This window comes from Arthrobacter sp. 2YAF22_2, from assembly GCF_052114645.1.
In the GTDB taxonomy this organism is placed as follows: Bacteria; Actinomycetota; Actinomycetes; order Actinomycetales; family Micrococcaceae; genus Arthrobacter.
The window spans coordinates 1-3,641 of record NZ_JBFRFD010000389.1; the positions used below are offsets into that span (position 1 = coordinate 1).

4 protein-coding genes and 1 pseudogene are annotated in these 3,641 nt (G+C 70.7%); all 5 read right to left on the reverse strand.

What is annotated here, in order from left to right:
• A pseudogene (locus AB4Y86_RS14530) lies at positions 1–191 on the reverse strand (C40 family peptidase); the annotation flags it as partial.
• 2 nt (positions 192–193) lie between these two features.
• Positions 194–628, reverse strand: coding sequence for a flagellar FliJ family protein (locus tag AB4Y86_RS14535; RefSeq protein WP_441402906.1), 435 nt, complete (start codon positions 626–628; stop codon positions 194–196).
• Positions 625–1,953 (reverse strand): FliI/YscN family ATPase, encoded by a 1,329-nt coding sequence (locus AB4Y86_RS14540; protein WP_441402907.1) that lies wholly within the window; start codon positions 1,951–1,953, stop codon positions 625–627. The genes AB4Y86_RS14535 and AB4Y86_RS14540 overlap by 4 nt, the downstream gene beginning before the upstream one ends.
• Positions 1,950–2,600: a FliH/SctL family protein gene (locus tag AB4Y86_RS14545; protein WP_441402908.1), complete on the reverse strand. Its 651-nt coding sequence runs from the start codon at positions 2,598–2,600 to the stop codon at positions 1,950–1,952. The genes AB4Y86_RS14540 and AB4Y86_RS14545 overlap by 4 nt, the downstream gene beginning before the upstream one ends.
• Positions 2,590–3,606, reverse strand: coding sequence for a flagellar motor switch protein FliG (gene fliG / locus AB4Y86_RS14550; RefSeq protein ID WP_441402909.1), 1,017 nt, complete (start codon positions 3,604–3,606; stop codon positions 2,590–2,592). The genes AB4Y86_RS14545 and fliG overlap by 11 nt, the downstream gene beginning before the upstream one ends.
• Positions 3,607–3,641: the final 35 nt, after the last annotated feature.

The window sequence follows — 3,641 nt, forward strand, 5'->3', positions numbered from 1 at the left end:
CCTTCACCGACGCGCTCACCCAACGCCGTGGTGAGCGCGTCGGTGAAGGAGGCGGCGTCGCCGGTTCCGGTCCCCGTGGCGAGGGCCGTCGCAGCGGCGGGTTTGAGCGCTGCGTTGTCGGTCTGGGCCGGCCGGGTCAGGTCAGCGATCATCGATTGGATGCCCTGCATGCGGCCCAGGGCCTCGGTCATGCTCACGAATGCACCTGCTGTTCGTCCCGGTGCCAGATGGTCGAGGCGATCTCGTCCAGCGCGGACTGTTCGGCGCGCAGCTCGGCGGTGTTGACCTCGGCGTCGTGACGGGCCTGCAGCTTTTCCAGGCCGACGGAGCGGGTGCGGGCGGCGATGAACTCCTCGCGTGCGGCAGCTTCATCGAGCTCCGCGACGCGAGAGAGGCTCTGCAGGTCCGCCAGCATGCTGTGCGACGCCGACCGGGACGCGGCGACGGCGCGCAACGACGCCGAGCTGACGATGTCCTCGTCGCTGGCGCCCAGCTGGCGGCGGGCGGAGGCTTCACGGGCGCGGACCGAGCTGGACCGGGAGCGGGCGCGGGCCAGCCCGGTGGCAGCCTGGTCCTGCTGGATCTGGCGGAGCCGCAACAGCCCTGCAAGCGAAAATTGCCGGCTCATGCTGCGGCTCCCAGGATTGAGGTGAGCTGGCCCAGTTGGCGCCAGGACTCGGGGTGGGGGGTGGATTCGTCCATTGGCTGCTGCAGGAACCCGCTGACGGATTCCTCGTGCGCCAGGGCGGCGTCCACCAGCGGGTTGGTCCCGGTCTGATAGGCGCCGACGTCGATCAGGTCCTGCGCCGCCTTGCGGGCCGCGAGGACCCGGCGCAACGCGGAGGCCGCCTCGAGGTGGGGCCGGGCATTGACCTTGGAGGCTACCCGCGAGATCGAACCGAGCACGTCCACTGAGGGGAAGTGCCCGGTCACGGCGAGTTTCCGGTCCAGCACAACGTGTCCGTCGAGGATAGACCGGGCGGCGTCGGCAATCGGTTCGTTGTGGTCGTCGCCGTCCACCAGCACGGTGTAGATGCCGGTCACGGAACCGGTTTCGGCGGTGCCGGCGCGCTCCAGCAGCCGTGCGAGGACCGAAAAGGTCGACGGCGGGTAGCCGCGGGTGGCGGGCGGTTCGCCGGCGGAGAGGCCGATCTCGCGCTGGGCCATGGCCACGCGGGTCAGCGAGTCCATCATGAGCACGACGTCCTGGCCCTGGTCCCGGAAGGACTCGGCGATGCGGGTGGCGGTAAACGCGGCACGCATGCGCATCAGGGCCGGCTCGTCGGAGGTGGCGACGACGACGACGGAGCGGGCCAGCCCGGCCGGGCCGAGGTCGTCTTCGAGGAATTCCCTGACTTCACGGCCGCGCTCCCCCACGAGGGCAATGACGGAGACCTCGGCGTCGGTGCCGCGGGCGATCATGGACAGCAGGGAGGACTTGCCGACGCCGGAGCCGGCAAAGAGGCCCATCCGCTGGCCCTTGCCCAGGGTGGTCATGGTGTCCAGCACCCGGACGCCGGTCTGCAGGGCCGTGTCGATCCGGGTTCGCTTCATGGCGTTGGGTGCCTCGTTGTCGATCGGCACGCGGGGGCCGCTGAGCAGCGGGCCCTTGCCGTCGATCGGGCGGCCGAGACCATCGAGGACGCGGCCGAAGAGTCCGGCGCCGGTCGGGACCAGCACGGTGCCGCCCTTGGCGCGGACCGGGTCGCCGGCGGCGACGCCCGCAAGGCGTCCCAGCGGCATGCAGCGCACCGCGCCGTCCAGGGCCGCCACCACCTCGGCGTCGAGCCCGGGATTTTCGCCGACAGTGACGAGGTCACCGAGGGCGCAGTCCAGGCCGGACACTTCCAGGCCCAGGCCCATCACGGAAGTGACGGTGCCGACCCGCTGCGGCGCTGCGGCCGCAAGGGCTGCGAGGAAGTCCTCACTCTTGGGGCGCCACTGGTCGATCATGGCTGCCCACCAGAGAGGCCGCCCGCGCCGGTGGAAGCCCACTGCTGATCCCCCAGCAGGGCCGCTTTGGCCCGGGCCAGGGCACTGCCGAGGCTGGCATCGAGCCAGCCCTGCTGGTATTCCACTTTGGCGTCCCCGCGTTGCAGGGACGGGTCGGCGAGCAGCGGCAGTCCGGCGGGCTGGTCTTGGCCTTCCTTGGCGAGCACCTCGATGTCGGCCGGGTGCAGCCGGATGGCCAGGACAGTGGCGGCGTCGTTGCCGGACAGGGCGCGGTCCAGGRCGGCGCGGGCAGTCCGGGTCCCCTCGGCGAGTTCGTAGCCGAGGATGGCCTCGGCGAGCTCCAGCGCGGTGCGGGCCAGGACCTCTTCGGCGTCCTGGAGGGCCTGGACGTTGCGGTGCGCGAAGTCCGTGCGGGCCACCGCGAGGGCGCGGACGGCGCGGTCCAGGTCCTGCTGTCCGGCGGCCAGGGCTGAGGCCTGCTCGGCCGCCATCCGGTCGCGCCAGCGCCGTTGTTCCTTGGCGGCGGCACGGACCCCGGCGGCGTAGCCGGCGGCGTGGCCCTCGGTGTAGCCGGCCTGTTCGCTGGCCGGCCCACTGGAGCGCAGCGAGGGGAAGGTGATGCGCACCGGGGCGCTGTCAGTAGACATAGTCTTCTTCGTCCCCGCGCTGGATCGTGATCGCGCCTTCGGCCTCGAGCTCGCGGATGGAGCGGACGACGGCGGCCCTGGCCTCCTCGATCTGCGAGGCGCGCAGCGGTCCCAACGCTGCCATCTCGGATTCGAGGATCTCGAGGTTGCGTCCGGAGACGTTAGTGGTGATGGTTTCCAGGACCGGCTCCGAGGCGCCCTTCATGGCCACGGCGAGCACAGAGGCGTCGAGGCCGCGGAGCACCAGCTGCACGTCGCGGCGTTCCAGCTTGACGATGTCGTCGAAGGTCACCATCTGGGCGCGGATTTCCACGGCGAGGTCCGGATCGAGCAGATCCAGGCCGTCCAGCACGGAACGTTCGGTGCCGGCGTCGGTTCGGTTGATGATTTCGAGCAACGGCTGGATGCCGCCCACCACCTTGGAGGCCTGCTGCGACACGGCCGCCCCGCCGCGCAGTTTCAGCGTGTCCGCCACGATGCCGATGGCTTCCGGCGCACCGGAGCCCATGGTGGCGATGCTCAGTGCGACGTCGGCCCGGAGCGAGCCAGGCAGCCCGGACATCACGGCCGAGGCCTTGCGCGGGCTCAGGTGGGCCAGCACCAGTGCGATGGTCTGCGGAAGTTCGCCGTCGATCAGCGCCAGGATCTGCACAGGTTCGATGTCTTCGAGGAATTCGAACGACTTGCCGGCCATGTTCACCGTCAGCCGGTTGATCAGGCCGGCGGCCTTCTCCGAGCCAAACGAGGCCTCAAGCAGGCCCTCGGCGAGTTCCCGGCCGCCGCGGGCCTGCCGCGGGCTGCTCAGGCCGGCCTCGTGGAAGTCCTTCATGATCTGCTCGGCAACCTCGGGGTCCACTTTGCGGAGCCGGACAATCTCGGCGGCGATATCCTCCGCCTCGGCGTCCGTGAACTGTGCCATCACCAGCGCAGCGTTAGGCGGGCTCATCTGCATCAGGACGACGGCGGCGCGCTGGGTGCCGGTAAGCGTCGAATCGGCGAGTTTCATACCGGCTGCCTGTCATCCATCAGGCCGCGAAGGCC

Coding starts and splice junctions, on each gene's coding strand:
- AB4Y86_RS14535 (WP_441402906.1), bottom strand. CDS start 628: ATGAGCCGGCAATTTTCGCTTGCAGGGCTGTTGCGGCTCCGCCAGATC.
- AB4Y86_RS14540 (WP_441402907.1), bottom strand. CDS start 1,953: ATGATCGACCAGTGGCGCCCCAAGAGTGAGGACTTCCTCGCAGCCCTT.
- fliG (WP_441402909.1), bottom strand. CDS start 3,606: ATGAAACTCGCCGATTCGACGCTTACCGGCACCCAGCGCGCCGCCGTC.